The organism is Enterobacter sp. EC_50, from assembly GCF_019584525.1.
In the GTDB taxonomy this organism is placed as follows: domain Bacteria; phylum Pseudomonadota; class Gammaproteobacteria; order Enterobacterales; family Enterobacteriaceae; genus Enterobacter; species Enterobacter roggenkampii.
The window spans coordinates 1-354 of record NZ_VDAF01000094.1 but is presented as its reverse complement, the minus strand read 5'-3'; the positions used below and the strand labels follow the sequence as shown (position 1 = coordinate 354).

The 354-nt window shown below is 55.9% G+C and carries 1 protein-coding gene; it reads right to left on the bottom strand.

The window, feature by feature from the left end:
• Positions 1-354 (bottom strand): transposase (locus FHC48_RS23135; protein WP_220420648.1); only part of this gene is annotated, 354 nt, incomplete at both ends.

Below are 354 nucleotides of genomic sequence, written 5' to 3'. Positions count from 1 at the left end.
GGTTATAATCTGTTGTCCATTTCCACCGCGCATTACTCCCGGTCAGCCGCTGATTCGCAACAGCACGGTTACGGTCTGCATATTCACCGGGCCAGTAACCCGCGCCTTTTCGGGGAGGGATAAGCGCGCTGATTTTCTTACGCCGCAGTTCATCGTGACATAGCCGGGTATCGTAAGCGCCATCGGCGGCGGCTGACCTGATTTTCCGGTGGGTTTGCCGGATTAACCCGGGGAAGGCCTCTGAGTCCGTCACATTGTTCAGCGACAGGTCAGCGCAGATGATTTCATGTGTTTTACTGTCAACGGCGAGATGCAGCTTACGCCAGATACGGCGGCGTTCCTGGCCATGCTTTT